The 24,562-nt window shown below is 56.9% G+C and carries 20 protein-coding genes; 9 read left to right on the top strand and 11 right to left on the bottom strand.

Translation table 11 applies throughout. From position 1 onward, the window contains the following. Positions 1 to 53: 53 nt before the first annotated feature. Positions 54 to 1,118 carry a tRNA epoxyqueuosine(34) reductase QueG gene (gene queG / locus AXW11_RS17020; RefSeq protein ID WP_036209717.1) on the top strand — a complete coding sequence of 355 codons (1,065 nt, stop codon included), beginning with the start codon at positions 54 to 56 and terminating at the stop codon, positions 1,116 to 1,118. Positions 1,119 to 1,135: 17 nt separating this feature from the next. Here queG and orn read toward each other — a convergent pair whose 3' ends face one another. After that, a complete protein-coding gene (gene orn / locus AXW11_RS17015) occupies positions 1,136 to 1,678 on the bottom strand; it encodes an oligoribonuclease (protein ID WP_036209714.1) in 543 nt (180 codons plus the stop codon). Between the two features lie 257 nt (positions 1,679 to 1,935). Here orn and rsgA point away from each other — a divergent pair, with 257 nt between their 5' ends. After that, positions 1,936 to 2,991 (top strand): small ribosomal subunit biogenesis GTPase RsgA, encoded by a 1,056-nt coding sequence (rsgA, locus tag AXW11_RS17010; RefSeq protein WP_091640967.1) that lies wholly within the window; start codon positions 1,936 to 1,938, stop codon positions 2,989 to 2,991. A gap of 6 nt (positions 2,992 to 2,997) precedes the next feature. Here the strand turns inward: rsgA and motB are convergent, their stop codons facing one another. Together motB and motA are read right to left on the bottom strand one after the other, a co-directional pair. Then, positions 2,998 to 3,957: a flagellar motor protein MotB gene (gene motB / locus AXW11_RS17005; protein ID WP_036209707.1), complete on the bottom strand. Its 960-nt coding sequence runs from the start codon at positions 3,955 to 3,957 to the stop codon at positions 2,998 to 3,000. Between the two features lie 29 nt (positions 3,958 to 3,986). Next, positions 3,987 to 4,838 (bottom strand): flagellar motor stator protein MotA, encoded by an 852-nt coding sequence (gene motA / locus AXW11_RS17000; RefSeq protein WP_075196537.1) that lies wholly within the window; start codon positions 4,836 to 4,838, stop codon positions 3,987 to 3,989. A gap of 180 nt (positions 4,839 to 5,018) precedes the next feature. Here motA and asd point away from each other — a divergent pair, with 180 nt between their 5' ends. Beyond that, positions 5,019 to 5,897 carry an archaetidylserine decarboxylase gene (asd, locus tag AXW11_RS16995; RefSeq protein ID WP_091640965.1) on the top strand — a complete coding sequence of 293 codons (879 nt, stop codon included), beginning with the start codon at positions 5,019 to 5,021 and terminating at the stop codon, positions 5,895 to 5,897. Here asd and epmA read toward each other — a convergent pair. Next, the gene (epmA, locus tag AXW11_RS16990; protein ID WP_085679774.1) at positions 5,869 to 6,843 is read right to left on the bottom strand and encodes an EF-P lysine aminoacylase EpmA; all 975 of its coding nucleotides are present in this window, start codon (positions 6,841 to 6,843) and stop codon (positions 5,869 to 5,871) included. The two genes, asd and epmA, sit on opposite strands and share 29 nt — an antisense overlap. Positions 6,844 to 6,854: 11 nt before the next feature. Continuing rightward, positions 6,855 to 7,430: an elongation factor P gene (efp, locus tag AXW11_RS16985; protein ID WP_036209698.1), complete on the bottom strand. Its 576-nt coding sequence runs from the start codon at positions 7,428 to 7,430 to the stop codon at positions 6,855 to 6,857. Positions 7,431 to 7,475: 45 nt separating this feature from the next. Between efp and epmB the strand changes: the two genes are divergently transcribed. The 3 genes from epmB to AXW11_RS16970 all read left to right on the top strand — a co-directional run bounded on the left by epmB (position 7,476) and on the right by AXW11_RS16970 (position 12,792). Continuing rightward, positions 7,476 to 8,516, top strand: coding sequence for an EF-P beta-lysylation protein EpmB (gene epmB, locus AXW11_RS16980; RefSeq protein WP_036209695.1), 1,041 nt, complete (start codon positions 7,476 to 7,478; stop codon positions 8,514 to 8,516). 226 nt (positions 8,517 to 8,742) lie between these two features. Then, complete coding sequence (locus AXW11_RS16975) at positions 8,743 to 10,545, top strand: cyclic-di-GMP receptor FimW-related protein (protein ID WP_075196541.1); 1,803 nt, start codon at positions 8,743 to 8,745, stop codon at positions 10,543 to 10,545. A 159-nt stretch (positions 10,546 to 10,704) separates the two neighbouring features. Further along, positions 10,705 to 12,792, top strand: a complete 2,088-nt coding sequence (locus tag AXW11_RS16970; protein ID WP_036209690.1) for an EAL domain-containing response regulator — start codon at positions 10,705 to 10,707, stop codon at positions 12,790 to 12,792. 39 nt (positions 12,793 to 12,831) lie between these two features. Here the strand turns inward: AXW11_RS16970 and serB are convergent, their stop codons facing one another. Together serB and parC are read right to left on the bottom strand one after the other, a co-directional pair. After that, positions 12,832 to 14,055: a phosphoserine phosphatase SerB gene (serB, locus tag AXW11_RS16965; protein WP_036209688.1), complete on the bottom strand. Its 1,224-nt coding sequence runs from the start codon at positions 14,053 to 14,055 to the stop codon at positions 12,832 to 12,834. Beyond that, entirely contained in the window at positions 14,048 to 16,372 is a 2,325-nt protein-coding gene (gene parC / locus AXW11_RS16960; protein WP_036209686.1) for a DNA topoisomerase IV subunit A, read from the bottom strand. The genes serB and parC overlap by 8 nt, the downstream gene beginning before the upstream one ends. 210 nt (positions 16,373 to 16,582) lie before the next feature. Between parC and AXW11_RS16955 the strand changes: the two genes are divergently transcribed. Next, positions 16,583 to 16,822 carry a hypothetical protein gene (locus AXW11_RS16955; protein WP_036209682.1) on the top strand — a complete coding sequence of 80 codons (240 nt, stop codon included), beginning with the start codon at positions 16,583 to 16,585 and terminating at the stop codon, positions 16,820 to 16,822. 105 nt (positions 16,823 to 16,927) lie between these two features. Continuing rightward, positions 16,928 to 18,565, top strand: coding sequence for a methyl-accepting chemotaxis protein (locus tag AXW11_RS16950; protein ID WP_085679770.1), 1,638 nt, complete (start codon positions 16,928 to 16,930; stop codon positions 18,563 to 18,565). Between the two features lie 62 nt (positions 18,566 to 18,627). Here the strand turns inward: AXW11_RS16950 and AXW11_RS16945 are convergent, their stop codons facing one another. Next, positions 18,628 to 19,209: a YceI family protein gene (locus AXW11_RS16945; RefSeq protein WP_036209679.1), complete on the bottom strand. Its 582-nt coding sequence runs from the start codon at positions 19,207 to 19,209 to the stop codon at positions 18,628 to 18,630. Between the two features lie 53 nt (positions 19,210 to 19,262). Further along, a complete protein-coding gene (locus AXW11_RS16940; RefSeq protein ID WP_036209677.1) occupies positions 19,263 to 19,823 on the bottom strand; it encodes a cytochrome b in 561 nt (186 codons plus the stop codon). Between the two features lie 553 nt (positions 19,824 to 20,376). Here AXW11_RS16940 and AXW11_RS16935 point away from each other — a divergent pair. Continuing rightward, entirely contained in the window at positions 20,377 to 21,672 is a 1,296-nt protein-coding gene (locus AXW11_RS16935) for an EAL domain-containing protein (RefSeq protein WP_091640962.1), read from the top strand. On the opposite strand, the gene AXW11_RS16930 is transcribed toward AXW11_RS16935, so the two are convergent. Continuing rightward, the gene (locus AXW11_RS16930; RefSeq protein ID WP_075196544.1) at positions 21,659 to 23,434 is read right to left on the bottom strand and encodes an SLC13 family permease; all 1,776 of its coding nucleotides are present in this window, start codon (positions 23,432 to 23,434) and stop codon (positions 21,659 to 21,661) included. The genes AXW11_RS16935 and AXW11_RS16930 overlap by 14 nt on opposite strands. A gap of 101 nt (positions 23,435 to 23,535) precedes the next feature. After that, positions 23,536 to 24,562, bottom strand: a 1,027-nt coding sequence (locus tag AXW11_RS16925) for a toprim domain-containing protein (RefSeq protein WP_286792492.1), incomplete at its 5' end; no start/stop codon positions are given.

The following is a 24,562-nucleotide window of genomic DNA, read 5'->3' as shown; positions in this document are numbered from 1 at the left end:
TTCATTACCCTTCGGGCCGCCGGGAAAACCGGTTGCCACTCGACTGGCACTCCATGACCGAATCGATCGATCAAAACCTCGAACATCTGCCGGAACACATCCAATCCTGGGCCCGGGAACTCGGCTTTAGTGATGTCGGCATTACCCTCCCGGACACCGGTGCTCACGGAGCTCGCCTGAAGGACTGGCTCCGCAAGGGTTTTCACGGCGAAATGTCGTATATGGAAGATCATGGCGACAAACGCTATACCCCCACCTCACTGGTGGAAGGAACGCAAAGAGTCATTTCCGTGCGGCTGGACTACCTGCCTGCGCCCGATAACCCGGGGCGAATACTCACTAACCCCGAGAAGGCCTACATTACCCGCTATGCCACTGGGCGTGACTATCACAAGCTGATGCGCAAACGACTGGCGACCCTGGCAAAACGCATTGACGAGGCAGTATCGGGATACGATTACAGAGCTTTCGTAGACAGCGCTCCTGTGCTCGAAAGGGCCCTTGCCCAGCGCGCGGGCCTGGGCTGGATTGGCAAGAACAACATGCTGATTCATCCAAAAGCGGGGTCGTTTTTCTTCCTCGGAGAAATCTTTACCAGCGCGCCATTACCGCTGGACGAACCGTTTGAAAAGGAACATTGCGGCAGTTGCGCCGCGTGCCTGGACATCTGCCCCACAGATGCCTTTGAAGGCCCCCACAAACTCGATGCCCGCAAATGCATCAGCTACCTCACCATTGAACTCAAGGGCAGCATTCCGGAAGAACTGCGCCCCAAAATGGGCAACCGAGTGTTCGGTTGTGACGACTGCCAACTGGTCTGCCCCTGGAACAAGTTCAGCAAGCCAACGGCGGAAAAAGACTTCCAGCCCCGCCATGGTCTGGACAACAGCGAATTGGCTACGCTGTTCCTCTGGACGGAAGAACAATTCCTCAAACGCACTGAAGGCTCCGCCATCCGCCGCACCGGTTACGAGGGATGGCTGAGGAACCTGGCGGTGGGCCTTGGCAATGCGCCTTCAACCATCCCAGTGATCGAGGCCCTAAAACAGCGGGCTGACTTTCCGTCAGAGATGGTTCGGGAGCATGTGCACTGGGCCCTTCGCAGGCACGGCCTATAGCTTGAAAGCGCCGCAGCCTACAGTTGGAAGAAGTGTTCCCGATAATGCCGCAGCTCCTCTATGGAGTCGCGAATGTCGTCCAACGCCAGGTGACTGCCTTTCTTCTTAACCCCGTCCAGCACATCCGGGCGCCAGCGCCTCGCCAGCTCCTTGATGGTACTCACATCCAGATTGCGGTAGTGAAAGAAGGCTTCCAGTTCCGGCATGTACTTCACCAGGAAGCGACGATCCTGGCCGATGCTATTGCCACATAATGGGGACTGCCCCGGCTCGAGATACCGCTGCAGGAATTCCAGGGTTTTCTGTTCGGCATCGATCTCGCCGTACTTGCTGTCCTTTACCCGCTGGGTCAGTCCGCTTTCGCCATGGGTCCGCGTGCACCACTCGTCCATTTCACTGAGCAGTTTGTCTGATTGGTGAACGGCAATCACCGGCCCTTCTTCAATCGTGTTCAATTCAGAATCCGTAACGATGGTTGCTATCTCGATGATGCGCTCTTTTTCCGGGTCTAACCCCGTCATTTCCAGGTCAATCCAGACAAGGTAGTTGGCTTCTGGCATTCGGTGACTCCCAGCCTTCCAATGCGTGCATGGGTGGCCGGTCACTGCTTCCCGGGATACGCTACAAGCACATCCATGTGCGCTCGACTGAAACCATCCCTGGTTTCAGACGCTCCCGGGAAGCAGTGACCGGCCACCCTCGTAATATTGGTAATATATCGGCCAATCCCGACAGAACAAACAGGCTCTGACGAAATCATTCACGTATGATGTTACAGCAATCACCATTTCCCAGCAGGAATTAACCGACCCACGATATGGCTAAACGTCGACTCAACAAGCAGCAGCAGTGGCGCATCAAGAAAATTCAGCAGGAGCGGGCTGCACGGGCGGCGAAGAAAGAAGAATCCATCAGCGAAAAGCTGGACGCTGGTGATCTCGGCCCGGAGCAACAAGGCCTTGTTATCGCTCACTACGGCCAGCAACTCGACGTGGAAGCCCTGGAGGGGGAAGACACCGGCACGGTGCTGCGCTGCTTTGTGAGAGCGAACATCGACAGCCTGGTAACTGGCGACAAGGTGATCTGGCGCCCAGGCAGCGACAATACCGGCGTCATTGTGGCGCGTTGCGACCGTCACACCCTACTGCAACGGCCCGACAACTTCGGCGCACTCAAGCCCGTCGCTGCCAATATTGACTACATCATCCTTGTGATCGCCCCCGAACCGGAACCCCACGACAACCTGATTGATCGTTATCTGGTGGCGGCCGAGAGCACGGACATTCCGGTCATCATCCTGCTCAACAAGACCGACCTGGTGACTGACCAGAATCGGGAAGCAATCGACCAACTTCTGGCTCGCTACGAAAAGCTCGGATATCGAATAGAGCGCACCTCCGCAAAAACCCTGGAGGGTGAGCAGGCGGTTAGGGTTGAAGACCTGGTAAAAGGTCAGACCAGCGTATTCGTGGGTCAATCAGGCGTTGGCAAATCGTCCATTATCCAGACGTTATTGCCGGAAGCATCGATCCGGGTAGGCGCGGTCTCGGAGAGCACCGGGAAAGGGGTTCACACCACCACGACCGCCAAACTTTTTCACCTCAACTGCGGAGGCGATCTCATCGATTCGCCGGGTATCCGGGAGTTCGGGCTGTGGCACATGACACCACAAGAGATCGAGTACGGCTTCCGGGAGATACGTGACCTGATCGGTCACTGCAAGTTCCGCAATTGCAGCCATATGGGGGACCCCGGCTGTGCCATTGCGCAGGCTGCCGAGGATGGTCGCATCAGCACGGAGCGACTGAAAAGCTTCAACCGGATTCTTCAGGATATGGCGGAACAGCAGTCACGGGGACTGAAAGCCGACTGAACCGGCTTACCAGTTCAGCTCGCCGGGCTTGGGTTCTTCCTTCTCTTCCGCCCAGCTGCCTTCTTCCAGCCGTTTCATTGCCTCCTGCTGCTCCTCTTCAGAGGGGGCAGTCAGGTCAATCAAGGGCTCACCCGATCGACTGGCATTGCTCTGGATGCCAGCCGCTGTCTTTTTGTTCATCACGATAATGGAAATACGACGATTAACCGGCGCCTGAGGATCGTCCTGATCAAACAGCACCGAATCGCTCAGCCCCACAACCCGGCCAATTTGCTCCTGCCTGACACCGCCTGCAACGAGCGCTCTGCGAGCCGTGTTGGCCCGGTCCGCCGACAATTCCCAGTTGGTGTAACCCGGGCGACCGCTGAAGGGCGTGGAGTCGGTATGGCCGGTAATGCTCAGTTTGTTGTTGACGGTGCCGAGTGTCTTGGCAAGCTCGAACAGGATGTCCTGAGAATAATACTTGAGCTCTGCCCGGCCACTGTCAAACATGGGGCGCTGTGAGCGGTCGACGATCTGAATACGCAGGCCCTCGCTGGTGATATCGATCAGCAACTGATCTTTGAACTCCTGAAGGGTTTCGCTCTGCTCTATACGGTCCTGAAGGTCCTGAAAGAGCTCCTCCATCTGCCGCTGCTCCAGAGTCTGCGCCAGCTCCTCCACAACCTGGTCTTCGATCTGGATATCGCTGCGCTCGATGTCCTCGCTGCTTTCGTTGATCACCGAGGCACTGCCCTCAAGATCCACCGGATTGGGAGACCCACCCTCAGTAAACCCGACCGGGTCCTTGAAGTAACCTTCCACAGCACGAATCTGTTCAGGAGACGCCGTTGCGGTCAGCCAGAGCACGAGAAAAAACGCCATCATGGCGGTAGCGAAATCGGCGAAAGCCACTTTCCATGACCCGCCGTGGTGCCCAGCCGCAACTTTCTTTTTTCTCTTTACGATGATTGGCTGTTCTTCCAAGAAACTGCTCCTGACGGCTCTTGCTCAGACTATTTTGAACGCACGTGGTCGTTGAGTTCCTGAAACCCGGGCCGCTTATCCGACGGCAGGGCCTTGCGGCCGAACTCGATGGCCATCTGCGGCGCCTGGCCCGACACGGTGGCAACGATTGCGGATTTGGCGCATTCGTAGGCCTTGATCTCGTATTTGGCGGTGTGCTCCATGGCAATGGAGGTGGGGCCAACGAAGCCATACCCCATCCAGATTCCGAGGAACGTTCCCACCAGCGCCGCCGCCACGCTGAGGCCAATTCTTTCAGGGCCCTCACTCAGGAAGTTCATGGTGATAACAATACCGAGCACGGCTGCGACAATCCCGAGGCCTGGCAGAGCATCGGCTATCTTGTTGACAGCGTGGGCTGGCTCTTCAAGTTCGTGCTGACGACTCTCGATCTCATTTTCCATCATGCCTTCGAGCTCATGGGTTGCCATGTTCCCGGAACTGATAATTCTCAGGTAGTCGGTGATAAAGGCCAGCAGGTACTTCGACTTAATAATGGCGGGGTAACGGCTGAAGATCTGGCTTGACTCCGGATTGTCGATGTCTTCCTCGATGGCCATCACACCCTGTTTCCTGGATTTGTCGAAAATCTCGTACATCAGGCTGAGCAAATCCATGTAAAAGGACTTGTTGTAGGGAGAACCCGTCAGTTGGCTGAGGACACCTTTCGCCACTTCCTTGATGGTGTGCAGGGGGTTGGCAATGATGAACGACCCCACTGCAGCGCCGCCGATAATAAGTATTTCCGTGGGCTGCCATAACACCAGAAGATTACCACCATGGAGGACATAACCCCCGAGGACGCTGGCAATGACAATGACTGCACCGATTATGAGTAGCATGGATTGAGAACACACCTTCTATGATTTCTGTCAGGCTAGGCGCCTGAAGCGGAGCCGCCTGGCCGGCCTGCACAGATAATAGCAAGCAGCGGACCGAACCGCGAAGATATGAAACAATTTCTATACACACCCCGCGATTTGTTAAACTTCGCGCCTTTGAGCGCCAAGGATCACTTTCCAATGTTCGACAAGCTGTTTGTAATGAGCCAGTACATAACGCCGCAACTCGCGGTTTCACGCCTTGCGGGCCGACTTGCGGACAATGAAAGCATGCCCGGGCTAAAGGATCGTGTGGTGAAGTGGTTCATCGGCCGCTATGGCGTCAATATGAACGAAGCGCTGGAACCGGACCCGGCGGCCTATGCAAGCTTCAACGCCTTTTTTACCCGCGCCCTGAAACCCGGCCTGAGGCCCGTGAACGAGCGAGAAAGCACTCTGGTCAGTCCCGTTGACGGCGCCATCAGCCAACTGGGTCAAGTCAGCAATGATCGGGTATTCCAGGCCAAGGGCCAGTCCTTCAGCCTCAACGAACTGCTCGGTGGCGATCAGGAGCGGGCGGCAAGCTTTACCGATGGCGAATTCGCCACCATCTACCTCTCCCCCAAGGACTATCACCGCATTCATATGCCGCTGGCCGGCACGCTCCGGGAAATGGTGTACGTTCCCGGCAAGCTGTTTTCCGTCAACCCGACCACCGCGGAGAACGTGCCCAACCTGTTCGCCCGAAATGAGCGGGTTGCCTGTCTATTCGACACCCCCGCAGGCCCAATGGCCCTGGTGCTGGTCGGCGCAATGATCGTGGGCAGTGTCGAGACGACCTGGGCCGGCGTCGTGGCACCCGGCGGGGGTGAGGTTTCCGAGAGTCGCTATGACAGCCTCAAAACACCCATCCAGTTTGAAAAAGGCGAGGAAATGGGACGGTTCCGCCTGGGCTCAACGGTGATCATGGTTATGCCCAAGGGCGCCGTGAAATGGAACGCCAATCAGGTAGCAGGCGGTACGGTGCGCATGGGTGAAGCTTTCGGCGACATCAACACCGGTCAGCCGGGAACGCAATAACGCCGGCCAACTCATCAAGCCCCAACTTCAGCATCAACAGGCGGTCCAGGCCCAAGGCCACTCCGGAACAATCGGGCACCCCCGACTCCAGGGCCGCCATGAACGACTGGTCGATGGGCATCTCGGGCTTTCCCACTCTGCGGCGAGCCTGGTTGTCCGCCTCAAACCGACGCCTCTGCTCGTCGGGATCGGTCAGTTCCCAGTAGCCATTGCACAGCTCCACACCGCCCACGTAGAGCTCGAAACGATGAGCCCGCCGCACCCCGGACCGTTCAGACACACGGGCCAGTGCAGCCTGGGACTCCGGATAACCGGTCACGAATACCGGCCCAACGCCCGCCAGTGCCGGCTCCACCTGAGAGCTCATCAGCAGATCCAGATAATCGTCACGAGAGAGGCCATCCAGCTGGGATGGTTCCATCCATTGTTCGCAACGCTCTGACAACTCGTCATTACCGGCCAAAAACGGATCAATACCCGCGAACCGGACAAACGCATCGCGATAATCCATGGTGCGTGGCGGCTCACAACCCAGCCAGCCACAAACCAACTCGGAGACCTCTTCCATCAGATCAACGTCCGTAAAACCGGGCCGGTACCATTCAAGCAGGGAAAACTCAGGGTTGTGTCGCCGCCCGAACTCACCGTCGCGAAACACCCGGGCGATCTGATAAATAGGGCCGGATCCAGCCGCCAGCATCCGTTTCATGTGATATTCCGGGGATGTCTGCAGCCACCCGCCCGCTGGGCGGACTCCGATCGAGGCGGGATTCGCGGAGATACTGTCAATATTGATATCAGTAACACCATGCCGGCCAAGCACGGGCGTCTCGACTTCCATCACATCACGTTGCGCAAAAAAGCCACGCACCCAGGCAAGCTGTTGTGCGCGGCTTTTAAGAGCCACCTGTGAAGCCGAGGGCCGCCACTGAAGGGAGTCAGTCACCAGGGCTCCAATCAGCTGTTTTTGACCCGGTTGACGTATTCACCGGAGCGAGTGTCCACCTTGAGCACTTCACCAATGGTGATAAATAGTGGCACGTTGACAACGGCACCCGTGGAAAGCGTCGCCGGCTTGGAGCCACCCTGGGCGGTATCGCCTTTCATACCCGGATCCGTGTCCACCACTTCCAACTCGACAAAGTTGGGCGGGGAGACTGTCAGAGGCGCGCCGTTATAGAGCGTTACGGTATAAACATCCTGCTCTTTCAGCCATTTAAGCGAGTCACCAACCGCCTTGGCATCCGCCGGAAACTGCTCGAAAGACCCGTCGGTTTTCATGAAGTGCCAGAATTCGCCATCGGTATACAGGTACTCCATTTCCAGATCGATCACGTCAGCAGCTTCCAGGCTCTCGCCGGATTTGAAAGTGCGTTCCCACTGCCGGTTGGTCATCAGGTTACGCAGTTTTACCCGGTTGAATGCCTGCCCTTTGCCGGGCTTTACGAATTCGTTCTCGAGAATGATGCAGGGGTCGCCGTCCAGCAAAACCTTAAGACCGCCACGGAATTCGTTGGTAGAATATGAAGCCATGAAATTATCACCTGAAACGATGCTTTTGGAAATTCGAAGCTGGCTATGATACAGCGAACCGCCACCCGTATAGAAGCCCGCCCCGTCGATCACGCTGATCACAGCTGGCAGCGACTGCTCTCGGAGTCCGTCACTACGCCGGATGCCCTCCTGCGCCGGCTTGACCTCGACCCGGCAGCTTGGCTCCATGGCGCGGACGAAGGCCACCGATTGTTCCCCATACGGGTACCCGAACCCTATCTGAATCGAATCACGAGGGGCGATCCCGACGACCCCCTGCTACGTCAGGTGCTGCCTTTATCGTCCGAAGCAGACACCTATCCCGGGTTTGTCTCCGACCCACTTCAGGAAAGTGGCTCGATGCCAGCGACCGGGCTGATTCGCAAGTACGATAGCCGCGCCCTGTTAATGGTGACCGGGCAATGCGCCATCAACTGTCGCTACTGCTTCCGCCGCCACTTCCCCTACGAGGACCACCGACTGTCGCCGGAGGACCGGTCGCAGGCCCTCAAGGCCCTCTCCGACGATACTCGCATAAACGAAGTGATTTTCAGCGGGGGCGACCCGCTGGTGGCGAATGACCGGCTGCTGTCGGCCTGGGCCGAGGCATTGGCAGCCATCCCACACATCCGCAGACTGAGAGTCCATACCCGACTGCCCGTCGTCATCCCCCAGAGGGTGTCTGATTCGCTGATCGCGTGGCTCTCGGGCTCACGCCTGCAGTCTGTCGTCGTCATCCATGTCAATCATCCCGCCGAACTGGATGCCGACACGCAACAGGCCCTCGGGCGACTGAAAGCTGCAGGCGTCACATTGCTGAACCAGAGCGTGATATTGAAAGGCGTGAACGACAACGCCAGAGTGCTGGCGGAACTCAGCGAGCGATTGTTCGAGTGCGGTGTACTGCCCTATTACCTCCATGCCTTCGACCCAGTGGCCGGCGCCCACCACTTCGAAGTTAGTGACGACAAGGCTCGGGACCTGGTACGGCAACTGATTACAGTGCTGCCAGGTTTCCTGGTACCCAGGCTTGTCAGGGAGATTCCGGGCCAGCCCGGGAAAACACCATTAGACCTGTTTGCGTGACCCATTTGGCAATGTTGGCCCAATTTTACTTGTTAAACATTGTCAACTCGTGCTTTTCTCGCTTTTTGTTGTGCGTTTGCTATTTTACAGTGCAGAAAGCGATAACAATAAAAACCGATATTCGCGGCGTTTTCCGATTAAAACACGCAGGCGTTACCAAGATACGCCTGTAGTTCGTGGTGCAACCCGGAGTACCTACCGTGGTCCAGACAATTGGCGTGATAGCATGGAAGGCATGATTCTGAAGCCCGATCTCCGCGTTCCTGAACAGAAGACGGCAAGTCTCTCTTTTTGCCAGACTTCCCCCAAAGCCTTCAGGGACTGGGTAAACCAGTTACCAATGGCGAATATTGGGGAAGCTTCCCGGCAGCTCTATCACGCCATCATTGAGCTCAATCATCTGTTTATCGCGCCTCAGCAGCGGCTGCAACTGCTGGAACTGATTCGCCCGAAGATTCACTTCGTCTGCTCCGAACTGTCTCGCCACTACCTTGGCTTGGCCGTCGCACTACCGGAAAAGCAGCGCAAGGTTGCCAATCTGTCCCAAGCCCTCCAGCTCCATGCCGCCAGCGGCTACAAACTGTGCGTGCTTGAGTTCCTGGACAACGGCGGCCTGGACAAAAATCGTAAGGCGGTCTCGACAGCGATTCACCGCGCCATCTCAGAGTTGGCAGCTACGATCGTAAGGGCCCATCAACTGTATTGCCCAAGCCCTGCGCAAAGTTGGCTGGAATGTCATCGACTTTTCCGATTCGCCCATCGCAACAAGATTCAGGGGCTGTCCGTCGACGACGATACTCTGACCCATCGCCGTGGAAGCTCCGTGGAAGACTGCTACAAACGCATCCTGCTGCTAGGCTGCGCCCGCCCCAATCAACTCCGGCAAGGCGAGTTGGCGCAGGTTTACGAGCTGTTCGAGAACTGGACCCACCTGGTTTCCTGCGGGCCCGAAACCGATAACGACAGCCTGTTCGTGGTAAACATGGAGCGGGACACCTCGCCGGTCTACCGCAGCCTGCTGGAACAAAAGCCGGGTAACGACTGCTACAACTTCGACACTCGGGAATTATCAGAACAGATCACGGACGCCTTGCACGCCCGCAACAAACGGGATGGTGGATCCAGCGAACTTGAGCTGCCCTCCCGCATTGGCGACACACTTCTGACTCACCTGAGCCAGGCGCTCGGCATCCTTGCCAAGCGCAACTTCAATCGCATTGCCAGTCAGGGCACGCTCGAGATATGCGTAGGCCTGACCGCAACCCATTATTACGTGGCCGGCGAAAAAACGTTCAACGAATTTGTCAGCGGCAACGACAACCAGAACGGCGACGACAACATGTTCCTGCGCTCGTCCCGGCAGAAACAGGATGCCTGGGCCGGCGCCCATGACGCCGGGCCCAACGACGAGCCATTGCAATCGGCAGATACGCCAATCAACTTCCGTAACAGTATTGGCGCCACACCAGACAGTGAAAGTGATCGAAGAAAACCCAAGCGCCACCATGCACTGCTGGTGAACACCAGTCCCGGCGGATACTGCGCCGCGTGGGAGACCAACGTCCCCTCCTCCCTTCAGGCGGGCGAGGTTCTCGGCGTCCGCGAGCAGTCAAACCACCCTTGGAGCGTAGCGGTTGTGCGCTGGATAAGACAGGTTCGCAACCAGGGCACACAGGTTGGCATTGAGCTTTTGGCCCCCAGTGCGGCGCCATGCGGCGTAAGACTGATTCAGAAAATTGGCAACAGCAGCGAGTACCTGCGCGGCCTCTTGCTACCGGAAATCAGCGTCGTTAACCAGGCAGCAACCCTAATCACACCGCGACTTCCGTTCCAGTCCGGCAGCCGGATTTCATTGCTTCATGACGGTCGGGAAGATCAGGGCACACTGTCCCGCAAGATTTCAGCGACCGGCAGTGTCAGTCAGTTTGAACTCAAGCTTCAGAGCGCCAGTGTAACGCCAGCCGGCGGCAATCCGCCGGAGGCAGGCACCAGTGAAGACGAGTTCGACTCACTATGGCCCTCGCTATAGCGCACCGTTACTGTGAACGGACGCTTATGAACCCGCCCGAAGGGTTGTTATTAACCGGTAACCCCTGCATCATTCAGCGTTAGTGAAAGCCGGCCCCGTGCTCTGAGTTCTACGACAGGTGTCGGCACAGCCAACGTGTATCACGAGACATCTGACGAAATGCAGAAAAAGAACGCAACCGTACACCTGCTCATCCTTGATCCGTCCCAGAACGACGCCGAGACCCTGGTCAGCCTGCTCCGAAACTCGGGCAAAGCCACGCGAGCCCATCGCATCACGTCCGAGGAAGACCTTGAAGAAACCCTGAAAACGGGTAACTGGGACCTGCTTTTAGCGCGCGACGATGTTGAACAGGAGTTCGGCGCAGATGGCGCCCTGGCGATGATTCGGCGCTTGGACAAGGACATTCCGTTCGTTCTCCTGACCGGCGAATTCAATCGCGAGCGCACAGTCTCCATTATGAAAGCCGGTGGACAGGACACGGTTCCGTTCGAGAACACGGATCAGTTGGTGCTGGTGGTTAACCGGGAGCTGAGCGCCCTGGAGGATCGGCGGCGTCGCAGGACTCTCGAATCCCACCTACGGGAATCTGAACAACGCTGCCAGCTTCTGCTGGAAAGTTCCAAGGACGCCATCGCTTACATTAACGATGGCATGCACATCTACGCCAACCAATCGTACATGGAGTTCCTGGGCTACGACGACATCGACGACCTGATCTGCATCCCTGTGCTCGACACCCTGACACCGGAAAGCCAGGAAAAATACAAGGAGTTCATGAAATCCTTCGCCGATAGTGGTGAGGATGGCATGACCATGAACTGCGTCGCCCGCCGCAGTGACGACCAGGAACTCAGCGTCACCATGTCGGTATCCGCAGCGACGTATGATGGTGAGACCTGCACCCAGATCGTGATCCAGCCAGAGCACAGCGACGCGGAGCTGGAAGAGAAGATTCGTCAGATCAGCAGCCAGGACCTGCTAACCGGCCTGTTTAACCGTCAATACCTGATGGATGCCTTGGGCCAAACGATTGCGACGGCTGGCAAGGACAACAAGACTGGTGCACTGGCCTATATCGCCCTGGACAACTTCATGAGCCTGAAAGGCCAGGTGGGCATTGCCGGCGCCGACCTGATGCTTGGCGACCTGGCTACCCTGCTGAAGGAGCAGGCGCCTGAGAATATGGTCCTCGCCCGCCTCAGCGACGACGCCTTCTGCCTGCTGTGCCAACCGTGCGAAGAGAAAGTCATGGCGGAGCAATGTGAAGCCATTCGCAAGAAGGTCGAAGACCATCTGTTCGACATCAACGGCCGCACGGTACAACTGACTCTCAGCATCGGCGTTGCCGCGATTACCGAGAATGCACCCAAGGCACCGGACCTGATGGGCCGGGCCCACACCGCCTCCTCGGAGCTGAAGAAAAAGCCGGGCCATGAGCAGGGCAACGGCGTTCTGGTGTACAACCCGGCAGATTACGAGGCCATGGATGAAAGCAACTCGGTCGATGCCATCCAGAAAGCCCTGGATGACAATCGCTTCAAGCTGCTTTTCCAACCCATTATCAATCTACGCGGCGAGGGTGAAGAACACTACGAGGCCTTCGTCAGGATGTTGAACAAGGACAACGAGGAAGTCTCACCGTACGACTTCCTGCCGCCCGTTGGCCCCTCGGAGATGGCTATCAAGATTGACCGCTGGGTGATTCTGCAGACCATCAAGCAGCTTTCCAGCCATCGATCGCGCGGGCACGATACCCGCCTGTTCCTGAACGTGACGGCAGAGACCCTGGAAGACAAAACCTTTACCCCCTGGCTGAGTGTGGCCCTGAAGGCAGCTCGCCTGCCGGGCGACTCACTGATCTTCCAGATACGCGAAGGTGATGCCAACAACTACATGAAACAGGCCAAAGAGTTTGCCAAGGCGGTTCACGAGCTGCACTGCAAGGTCTCGATCTGCCAGTTCGGGTGCGCTCTGAATCCGTTCAATACCCTGAAGCATATCGACGTGGATTACGTGAAGATCGACGGTTCCTTTACTGAAGAACTTCAGAAGAAGGACGACGCCAAGGAAGAGGTCAAGGAAATGGTCAAGAGCCTGCAGAGTGCAGGCAAGCTGACCATCGTGCCTCTGGTCGAGAACGCCAGCGTGCTTGCAACCTTGTGGCAGGCTGGGGTGAACTACATCCAGGGCTATTATCTGCAGGCCCCGGTTCCGGAGATGAACTACGACTTCGGTGACCACTGAAGAATCGCGCGGCATAGCCCTCCCATGCCGCGCGTTTTGCTACCTTTCCCGGGCCTGCAGACTGTCGCTTTCCCTGAACCCGATCAGGTAGAGGATCGCATCCAGCCCCAGCGTCGAAATCGAATGCCGTGCGGATTCCTTGACCAGGGGCTTGGCCCGAAAAGCCACCCCGAGCCCCGCCTGGCTTAGCATGGGCAGATCATTGGCACCATCACCCACCGCAATGACCTGTTCCCGTGAAATATGCTCGCGTTCCGCAATTTCCTGAAGCAGTTCCGCCTTGCGCTTGCCATCAACAATCTGGCCCGACACCTTGCCCGTCACCTTGCCGTTTTCAATTTCCAGCTCGTTGGCGTACACATAGTCAATCCCGAGTTTTTTCTGCAGATGGCGAGCAAAGTAGGTGAAGCCACCAGACAGTATCGCCGTACGGTAGCCCAGGGATTTCAGGCTCAGTATCAGGTGTTCCGCACCTTCGGTTAGATTCAGGCGGGCGGCGATGCCCTCAAGCACGGATTCATCCAACCCCTGGAGAAGCGCCAGACGCTCTGCAAAGCTCTGCCCGAAATCCAGCTCTCCCTGCATAGCTCGCTCGGTAATCTCCGCCACCTGCGCCCCAACGCCGGCCTCCAAAGCCAGTTCGTCGATCACTTCGGCGTCGATCAGGGTGGAATCCATATCGAACACGACAAGCCGTCGATTACGGCGGAAGATGGAGTCCTCCTGGAAGGCAATATCCACGTTCATCTCTCCGGCGATATGCAGGAAGTCGGAGCGCAGCTGTTCGAGATCAGATGGTGTGCCACGGACAGAAAACTCCACACAGGCAATGCGGTTCTCGGAGGAATTCAGCGACGGGCGGGCAGAAAGCCGGCTGATGTTATCGATGTTCAGGCCATGGCGGGCGGTAATCGCAGACACCCGCGCAATTTGCTCGGCCTTGATATCCCGCGACAGCAGCGTGACGATGTAACAGGCGCGGTTACGTCCCTCCGCCCATTGCTGATACTCCTCGATCGTAATCGGCGCAAAACGCACCTGCAGATCCAGCGCATGCAGTCGGAACAGAAGGTCGCGAATCACCGGTGAGGATTTGGACTCATCGGGGATCTCGATCAGGATACCCCAGGTCAGGTGGTCGTGGATCACCGCCTGGCCGATATCCAGAATACGCACATCGTACTGCCCCATGATGCCGGTTATCTCCGACGTCAGGCCCGGCTTGTCGCGCCCCGAAACGTTAATCAGAACCAGTTCACTCACTGTCAGGCTGCTCCTCTGCATTGGCAACGCTGTCTGCATCGGAAACGCCTGCCGCATTGCTGGCTGACTGAATCACATCTATCGCATCCACTCTCTGAAGCCCGCGAGGCAGTTTATGACCACGGCGGCCACGCTCGCCCAGGTAGTGCTCCAGATCGCTGAACTGAAGCCCCATCTTGCGCTTGCCGGCACGAATCTCCAATTGGTCGTCCTCAGCGAAAACGGCAACAGCCACCACATATTCTTCCCGGTTCTGAACCCGCGCCGAGGGAATGCTGATGATCTTGTTGCCCTTGCCTTTGGCCAGCTCCGGCAGCTCGCTCAGCGGGAACACCAGCATCCGTCCTTCATTGGAAATGGCACCCAGATAAAGCGGCTTGTCCGAGCCGGGCACCACCACCGGCGACATGATCTTCGCCCCTTTCGGTACCGACACCACGGCCTTGCCGTTGCGGTTTTTGCTGATCATGTCATTGAGGGAGGTCACGAATCCGTAGCCGCCATCGGTAACCAACAACACCTTCCGCGCTGGATCGCCCATCAGCAACCCAGAGAACGTTGCCCCCGACGGCGGATTGATACGGCCACTCAGAGGCTCGCCCTGCCCCCGCGCAGATGGAAACGTATGGGCGACCAGGGAGTAAGCCCGCCCCGTGGAGTCCAGGAATACCGCCTGCTGGTTATTACGCCCCTTGGCAGCCATGGCAAAACTGTCACCCGCCTTATAGCTAAGCCCCTCAGGCTCAATATCATGCCCTTTGGCCGCCCTGACCCAGCCCTTCTCCGACAGCACAACCGTGACCGGATCGTTGGAAACCAATTCGGTTTCGCTGAAGGCCCTGGCTTCCCGGCGCTCGACAATGGGTGAACGACGATCATCCCCATAGGTTTCCGCATCCGCCAGCAATTCGTCCTTGATCAGCTCCCGCAGGCGGTCCTCGGAGCCAAGAATCGCCTGCAGCTCATCCCGCTCAGCCGACAGCTCGTCCTGCTCGCCACGGATTTTCATTTCCTCAAGCTTGGCCAGGTGACGCAACTTCAACTCAAGAATGGCTTCAGCCTGCTCTCCGGACAGCCCGAAGCGGGACATCAACTCTGCTTTGGGTTTATCTTCGTAGCGAATAATCGCGATAACTTCATCGATGTTCAGATAGGCCACCAACAGGCCTTCAAGAATATGCAGACGCGCCAGGACCTTATCCAACCTGTGCTGCAGGCGCCGGGTGACGGTGGTGCGACGGAAGCTGAGCCACTCCGTCAGCATTTCGCGCAGGCCCTTCACGCCCGGGCGGCCGTCATTGCCGATGACGTTGATATTCACCCGATAGGTTTTCTCCAGATCCGTGCTGGCAAACAGGTGGGCCATCAGCCCTTCCTGATCCACACGATTGGAGCGTGGAACGATCACCAGCCGGGTCGGGTTCTCATGGTCGGATTCGTCGCGCAGGTCCGCGACCATGGGCAGCTTTTTGGTCTGCATCTGCTGAGCGATCTGCTCCAGCACCCGGTTCCCGGAGACCTGATGAGGCAGGTCGGTCACCACGATTTCCCCGCTCTCATTAATCCAGCGCGCCCGCATTCTTAGCGAGCCCCGGCCGGTCTCGTACATCTGGCGGATATCCTTGCGAGGCGTAATGATCTCCGCGTAGGTGGGAAAGTCTGGCCCCTGGACATGCTCACACAGGTCATCGGTGGTGGCCTCCGGCTGGTCAAGCAGCCTTACACAGGCCGCTGCCACCTCCCGGACATTGTGCGGCGGGATGTCCGTTGCCATACCCACGGCAATACCGGTGGTGCCGTTCAAAAGTACGTGAGGCAACCTCGCGGGCAATACTGAAGGCTCGTCCATGGTGCCATCAAAGTTTGGCACCCAGTCCACTGTGCCCTGCCCCAGCTCGCTGAGAAGGACATCCGCGAATTTCGCGAGACGGGATTCTGTATAACGCATGGCCGCGAAAGATTTGGGGTCGTCAGGCGCGCCCCAGTTGCCCTGGCCATCCACCAGTGGGTAGCGATAGGAAAACGGCTGAGCCATCAACACCATGGCTTCGTAGCAGGCACTGTCGCCATGGGGGTGAAATTTACCCAGGACATCGCCCACCGTACGGGCAGACTTCTTATACTTTGAGGTGGATTTCAAACCAAGCTCGGACATGGCGTAGATAATACGCCGCTGCACCGGCTTCAGTCCGTCTCCGACGTTGGGCAACGCCCTGTCCAGAATGACGTACATGGAGTAGTCGAGGTAGGCCTTTTCGGTGTAGTCCCGCAATGAAACCCGCTCAAAGCCTTCATCCGTGGTCTGAAACTCTGGCATGGATGCCCCTTTGTTATTGCCTGATATGAATTCCGCTGGTTATCCCGGCCTAAGCCGGGACTGCACATTATATGGAGGCGGGGACGGATACACCAACACCCCGTGGATTTTCCAATAGCGGAATTCCCGCATGGAGAGAGTGTAACCCTCACCGTATGCTCGCCATCAGTAAACGATGATCCGTTTCACGACATCCACGAGTGGAGAACTATGAGACCCAACCTGAAAGCCTGTGGGCAGGCGCTGATTACGGCCATGGTGAACGCTGTTCTTGCTCTTACCCTGATGCTCTTGGTGGAGTTTGCCATAACCGGCACTTTCCAACTGGCGGGCCCTTACCTGTGGGCGGGGTTGCTCATCGGACTGGTTATTTTCTTTGCCCAGTTCTGGCGCCAGCGCCATCTCTGCCGGAACGGACAATCGGCCCAGGAGTCCCCTGATACGCTTTAAGGGTATTCCTGCCAACCACACCTCATAAGCAACCCGCTAACACTGACAACCTTCTTTCCGATGCTATCCTGACTAAACGCGTCTTCAGAAAAGCAGGAAGGAAAGATGAATTTCAAGAATTCCTTAGGCCTGAGAGCCAAGATCGCTTTACCTTTCGCAATTTCCGCCATCGCTTTGATCGTCATCGGTCTTTTTAGCGTCTTGACGGCACGGAATCTGGTATCCGACACAGATACGCTCTCCGAACGTTATCTTCCCGCCGTAAGCGAAGCGCTCAACGGCGATCGAGACCTTTATCAGGCCCTGGTCGCGCAAATGTCTTTTATCAGCGCAACGGAGAACAATGAATCTCCGGACCAGCATCAGGCTGACTTCGAGGAAAACGCTGACCAAGCACTGGAGAGGCTGGAGAAAGCGATAGAACGCCTGCAAGGCACTGGTATCTCCGGGAAAACCGAGAGTTTTCGCAAAACCTATGACCTCTGGCTGGAGACCGCTCGAGAGTCCATGCGGACTGCACAGTCAGGAGACCCCGCCGCGGGGCACAGGCTACTGACTGAACAAAGCAACCCGCTGTTCAGTGAGCTCAGGGATTACTACGACCAGGTGGGGGTTCACGCCGATGAGCAGGCTCAGATTGTAGCCAACGAAGCATCTCAGGAGGGGGCTGCCAGCTCGGCCTTTATACTGGTCATCACCGCCAGCGCTGTCATAGCCGGCATTCTTCTGTTTATCGTGTTCCTCCGGATGATTATTGCGTCCGTTGGTGTGCTAAGGAAGCAACTTGACAACATTGCCCGGGGCGAAGGAGACCTCACACAACGCATTCCCGTGGAAATGGACGATGACCTCGGCAAACTGGCCACAAGCTTTAATCAGGTGCTGGAAAACCTCCAGGCCATGATCGGCTCCATCCAGGACCTCAGCAAGCAACTTGGCTCGGGCGCATCCGAGCTGTCCAGTGCGGCGCGCGACAACAGCGACGGGATAACACGGCAAACAGATGCTATCTCCATGGTCGCCACGGCCATCAATGAGATGCAAAGCGCCATTGAAGAAGTGGCGGGCAATGCATCACGTGCGGCCGACATTACCAAACACGCCCAGGAAAAAGGCCGCAACGGGGCCACCATCATTCGCAACTCCTCCGTCCAGGTACAGCGACTGGCGGCGCAGATTTCCAAGGCGGTGGAGGTTATACGCAAGCTGTCACAGGACTCGGAGAACATCACCTCGGTACTGGATGTTATCCGCGAGATTGCAGACCAGACCAATCTGCTCGCCCTCAACGCCGCCATCGAGGCCGCCCGGGCCGGCGAACAGGGACGGGGGTTTGCGGTTGTGGCCGATGAGGTTCGCACCCTGGCCAAGCGCACCCAACAATCCACGGAAGATATCCAGGCCATGATCACTGCCCTGCAGACCGGCGTTGCCGATATCGTTGCGGTGATGGAGACCGGCAGCAAGGAAGCGGTGGAAACTGAAAAGCTGGCCACAGAGGCGGAGGCGGAGCTTCAGGGCATCCTCGAATCCATGGCGGATATCAGCGACATGAACACCAGCGTGGCTTCAGCCACCGAGGAACAAACCCAGGTAATTGACGAAATCAACCGAAGCGTGACTGAAATCAATGATCTGGCGTCAGAGAGCATGACGCGCTCAGGCAGCATCGACCGCATTAGCGAATCGCTGGATGGCTATGCCAGGGAACTTGAGCAGCAGACAGGCCGGTTCAAGGTGTGAATTTGAAGGAAGGAGCATTGCCGCCTCCGGACTAAAATCTGGAGGCGGCATTTAGAAAGCTTTTACTGGCGAATGCCTTCGACAGAAATGATCATCTCAACCGTTTCAGACGCCTTGCCCAGATCCATGGGGATACCGAAGTCCGTCAACTTGAATTCGGTTTCAGCTTCAAACCCCATGCGGTAACCACCCCATGGATCGTCACCATGCCCGAGCATTTCCACGTCCAGGGTGACCTCTTTCGTCACACCACGCAGGGTCAGGTCACCGACGATATCGGCCTCGCCCTCATCGTCCACAACCACTCTTTTACTCTTGAACGTGGCCTCTGGGAATTCGTCAACGTACAGGAAGTCTTCCGAGCGCAGGTGCTTGTCACGCTCGGCGTGGTTGGAATCAACGCTGGATGTGTCCACGGCAACTTCAACGGAACTGTTCGCCGGATTCTGTGCATCGTAGACAAATTCACCATCGAAATCGTTGAACCGGCCATACAACCAGCTATAGCCCAGATGGGAAATCTTGAACGTAATAAACTGGTGGGAACCCTTGGTATCAAAAGCATAGGTTCCACTGTGCTCGGATGCCTGGGCTCCGCCAGACACCGCAAGTGCAACCGCAGATGCAAGCAGCAATTTTTTCATGTTCATCTCCTTGTTGAAACAGCCCGTAGGCACGATTGAATCGATAGTCTGAATTACGATTGGCGGCGACCTGAACCCAACATGCGTCGAAGGGTGTCGTCCCGGTCAATCAGATGATGCTTAACCGCAGCCAGACCGTGTACCCCGGCAAGCACGACAAGTGCCCAGGTAGACCAGTAATGGACAAGCCCGGCGGTGTCCTCCATCCCCTTAATCTGGCCGGTCACCGAAGGCACATCAAACCAGTTGAACACACTTATTGAGGACCCATCCGCCGTCGAAATGAGATACCCACTGGCCATAGCAACAAAAATCAGCACATAGAGCAGAGAGTGTGCGCCATGAGCGGCCAACACTTCCAGTCGGCTATGGCTCGGGAGTGCACGCGGCAGCGGATTGAACAGTCGCCACACCAGGCGAAACAGCATGACCAACAGCAGCAATATACCGATACTTCTATGGATATCCGGGCCGGTGCGATACCAGTCGTCGTAATAGGATAGATCCACCATCCAGTAACCCAGCCCGAATAGGCCAAACACCGCTACAGCCACCAGCCAATGAATGGCTACGGATACCACACCAAAATTACTGCTCGAATTGCGTACCTGCATGACGCTTAACGTCCCACTCCCTGATACCAGACAAGATCCCAACAGTTTAGGAAGAGCCCCGCACAAAACCAATCAAAATGTTTTGGAGACGAAGATCAGATTTTCTGATGAACAACCCCATACGTACGATCCCTTATACCTTTGGTCTGATACGGGTTTTACGGATTGTGGAAAACAATGGGTACGATAAACTTTTTACATACTTCATTTACCCGGTTCGGGTCACTCAGTGAACGAGAGGAATAAACATGGAACTTGAATTCGACGAATCCGTCGCAGTACCCAGCAACAACTGATTCCCTGCAGCTCCCACCGGAGCTGCCGGACACCGGTCCTGCTCACCCACCTGCGCATTGCCGCCTGACGTTGCCTGTTTTTACATGAAATAGTGGTAATAACCCGCTGTTTTTGGCACTCTTCTGTCTATCTAGACCATCCTGTTCGTGCTGACTGATTTACTTTCCTATAAGTCAACGAAATGCGACCAGGATCAACAGATCGGGCTGCCACAGGCTTTCCCGATGTTTTCGTTTATCCGGACCAGAAAAGGCCTATGTCGCGAACCCTCCCAGAGCAGATGACCGCACCGGAAGTTGATGTGCTGTCGCCTATGTTAACCAGGGAGGGGGAATCATGGACGGCCGACTACCAGGGCCTGACTTTACGAACGGCGCTGCAGCCAATATTCAGTATTTCCCACAAACGGGTTGTCGGCTACGAAGCGCTGATTCGCGCCTTTGATACCGATAATGCTGCGGTATTACCCCTTCATTTGTTCGAGCTACCGAGCTCTGACGCCGAAAACCTGCTGCTTGATCGCCTTTGCCGATACCTGCACATCAGCAACTATTCCGGATTCCAGGACCAGCTGAACTGGCTGTTCCTGAACGTATCTCCCCGTGTGGTTTCAGCTGGCAACCGTGCCGACAGCTTTTTCGGCGAACTGTTGAAGAAAACGGGCCTGCCTCCCCATCGCATCGTGATGGAGATTGTAGAGCAGCCAACGGACGATGCAGAACGACTGCGTGAAACCGTTGCCTACTACCAACAGCTGGGCTGCCTGACCGCTATCGATGACTTTGGTGCTGGGCATTCCAACTTTGAGCGCATCTGGAACCTGTCACCGGATATCGTGAAGCTGGACCGTAAGCTTCTGACTCGGGCCACAGACGACCACAAGGCCAGACAGATACTCAACGGCATCGTCTCTTTGCTGCATCAGTCTGGGTGCCTAGTACTCCTTGAAGGCGTGGAAACTCACGACCAGGCAATGATTGCTATCGACGCGGGCGTTGATTTTGTCCAGGGATTCTATTTCAGCAGGCCAAGTACTGCCCTGGCGGACATTCCCCACAAAGTGACGGACCTGGACGGGTTACTGCAAGACTACAAGAGCAAAAACCGGATAACGAGAGACCCAACACAGCAACTGATTTCCTACTTCGAGGATTTCTTTCGTAGTGCCGTAGACACACTCTCGCAGGGCATGCCGATGAACGAGGCATGCAGTAGCCTGCTGAATCATCCTGCGGTGTCGCGGTGTTACCTGGTCGATGCCAACGGCGTACAAATTGATGACACCATGGTATCGGACGCCACAGCCCGGGGCCTGGACCCTCGATTCCGGCCGCTGGAAAGCACCACCAGTGCCGACTGGTATCGCCAACAGTATCTACGCCAGGCCATTGCCCAGCCAGGCCATGTTCATATAACCGCGCCCTACCTCTGTATTACCGGCGCATACATGTGCGTTACCCTGTCCCTCGGTTACTACCACAAGGGCGAGCTGAGGGTTCTTTGCTGCGACATTCTCGCCAACCCTACCGAAACCGCCCTCAGGAAAGGCTGATCCCGTAGACCACCGAGATCACGCCGACGGTCACCAGCCCGATAAACAGGTTCATCGGCAGGCCTACCTTTACGAAGTCCATAAACCGGTATCCCCCTGGCCCAAACACCATCATATTGGTCTGGTAGCCCAGTGGTGTGGCAAAACTGGCGGATGCCGCCATCATCACGGCGATAACATAGGGCTCTGACGCTATCCCCAGGGCCGTTGTCATTGACAGTACAATGGGTAGTACCAACACTGCGGCTGCGTTGTTGGTAATGACCTCGGTCAGCACCGATACCGCGAAGTACACCAGCAGGATGGTCAGCAGTGGGTGACCACTGCTCACCTCCAGAATGCCCGTCGCAACATAACCTGCAGCCCCGGTTTCCTGAAGCGCAGCCCCTAAGGCAAATGACGCAGCAATTGTAAGCATCACTGGTACATCCACCGCTTTCTGCGCCTGACCGACGGAACAGCAACCGCTAAGAACCATCAGGGCCGCCCCCATCAGTGCGGCGTTCAGCATGCTCAATGCCCCAAAAGCGGCAGCGCCCACGAGCACCAGCAGGATGCCCCAGGACAGATAGGCACGGTCATGGCGGGGTGTTTCGGTTTCCAGGTCGTTGATCAGCAGGAAGTCCTTGGCGTATCGCTGACGACTGACAAAAGCGGGACGTGCCTCCAGCAACAGAACGTCGCCGGTTTTCAGACGAATATTGCCGAGATTGCCCGACACCCGCTCACCACCCCGGGCGACTGCCAATACCACCGCGCCATAGCGATCCCGAAAACGGGCATCCCGGATGGTCAGACCCAGCACTTCCGACTGCGGGGACAGCGCGGCTTCAACCAGCCGGCGCTCTGCCCGGTCTTTACTCAGGCTTGGCTCATCATCGTGTACCGAAGGGACAATACCGTTGATTCGCAGCAGATCGGAAATAGCCTGGGTATCGCCAGCAAAGACCAACCGGTCACCGCCTCGAAGGCGCTCTTCCGAAGGTACCGCCGTAACAACGCTGCCATCCCGCTCAATCTCGACGAGGTACAGCCTCTCCAACTCACGCAGCCCGGCCTCTCCGACACTCTTGCCCACCAACGGCCCATCAAAGGCAACTGCCACCTCCAGGGTGAACTCCCGCATGGAACCGAACTTCTGCTGGTCCTTACGATCCGGAAGCGCCCTCGGTAACACCAGAAGCATGACAGCCAAGCCGATCACAGCAACCGGCAACCCAACGGCGGTGATGGAAAAAATCGAGAAACCGCCCTCCCCGGTCAATTGCTGGTACTGGCCATTGACCACCAGGTTGGTGCTGGTGCCAATCAGGGTGAGGGTACCACCCAGAATGGCGGAGTAACTCAGGGGGATCATCAGTTTCGAGGGTGATATGCCAATCTTGCGGGACCAGGCATGGACCGCGGGAATCATGGTGGCCACTACCGGGGTATTGTTGAGGAAGCCGCTCAGCAACGCGACAGGGAATGCAATGCGGGCCTGGGCCGAGCGCACCGTACGAGGCGACCTGAGCAGGTGATGGACAACCAGGTCCACTCCACCGGAATGGTGAATGCCCGCCGCCACCACGAACATGGCAACCACCGTGATCAATCCACTGTTACTGAATCCGGCAAGGGCCTGATCGGCACTGATAATGCCGCTGGCACTGAGAACTATGAGTACACCCAGCATGACGAGATGCGGGCCGAACCGCCCGACACTCATCAATAATAACGCCACACCCGTAAGGCTTAATGCAAACCAGCCCTGCCAATCCATCTGGTGGTCCTTTGGATAAAAGGGGCAGGATAACGAGTTTGCCGAATACTTAGAAAGAATAAAGGATGCTGTTTAAAGCACCAGAAGAAATATAGGACGATTCAGACTTCGATATCCGCCATATTTCCGTAAGTCTCCAGCCAGGTGCGGCGGTCAGACGCCCGCTTTTTACCCAGCAGCATGTCCATGCGGCTGTCGGTATCGTCGCCGTCTTCAATGGTCAGCATCACCAGCCGGCGGGTATCCGGCGCCATTGTCGTCTCCCGCAACTGGAGCGGATTCATCTCGCCCAGGCCCTTGAAACGGGTAACGGAAATCTTGCCGCGACGGTTTTCGGCCGCCAGCCGGTCGATAATGCCCTGCTTCTCGTGCTCATCAAGGGCGTAAAAAGTTTCCTTTCCCAAATCAACACGATACAGCGGGGGCATGGCAACAAATACGTGGCCGGCAGCAACCACCGGTCGGAAATGCTTGACGAACAACGCGCACAACAGGGTGGCGATGTGTAGGCCATCGGAGTCAGCGTCCGCCAGGATGCAGATCTTGTTGTAACGCAGGCCTTCCAGTTTGTCGGAGCCAGGATCTACCCCAATGGCAACGGCAATGTCATGGACTTCCTGGGAAGCAAGAATTTCGCTGGAGTCCACTTCCCAGGTGTTGAGGATCTTGCCTCGCAGGGGCATGACCGCCTGAAATTCACGGTCACGAGCCTGTTTCGCGGAGCCGCCGGCGGAGTCACCCTCAACCAGAAAGAGTTCCGAGCGGTTGGTGTCGCTGCCGGAACAATCCGCCAGTTTTCCGGGCAAAGCCGGACCGGATGTGACCTTTTTGCGGGCCACTTTCTTGCTGGCCCTGAGACGACGCTGGGCATTGCTGATAAACAATTCAGCGAGTGCTTCAGCAATGTCCGTGTGCTGATTCAGCCACAGACTGAACGCGTCCTTCACCACACCGGAAATAAACGCGGCGGCTTCCCGGGAGGACAAACGTTCCTTGGTCTGGCCGGAAAACTGGGGTTCCTGCATCTTGAAGGACAACACATAGGCGCAGCGTTCCCAGATGTCTTCAGGAGACAACTTGACGCCCCGGGGCAACAGGTTGCGGAACTCACAGAACTCCCTCATGGCC

It is taken from the genome of Marinobacter sp. Hex_13, assembly GCF_001566815.1.
Classification (GTDB): domain Bacteria; phylum Pseudomonadota; class Gammaproteobacteria; order Pseudomonadales; family Oleiphilaceae; genus Marinobacter; species Marinobacter salarius.
The sequence above is the reverse complement of the archived record's forward strand: the minus strand, read 5'-3'. Positions and strand labels throughout refer to the sequence as shown.